Annotated in this window: 1 protein-coding gene; it reads left to right on the forward strand. The window is 42.7% G+C overall.

The genetic code is table 11. The features are described 5' to 3' along the window. A partial coding sequence (locus KI210_RS08715) for a zinc ribbon domain-containing protein (protein WP_212781474.1) occupies nt 1-213 on the forward strand: 213 nt, incomplete at both ends.

Here is a 213-nt window from a genome sequence, read left to right on the forward strand (position 1 = left end):
TGAAACAAATGCAGATGAGCCATGTTGCGTCTAAAGGTTTACAACGGTCGTTGTTTGGTTATTTCAGACAGGTTTTAACTTATAAATGCCAATGGTATGGCAAAGAATTGCGATTGGCAGATCGATTCTATCCTAGCACCCAACGGTGTTCTCAATGCGGCTTTATCAAGACTGGCGCAGATAAAGTTGGTCTTGATGGCAACAAGCTGCATC

The organism is Lactobacillus corticis (assembly GCF_018327645.1).
GTDB classification, from domain to species: domain Bacteria; phylum Bacillota; class Bacilli; order Lactobacillales; family Lactobacillaceae; genus Lactobacillus; species Lactobacillus corticis.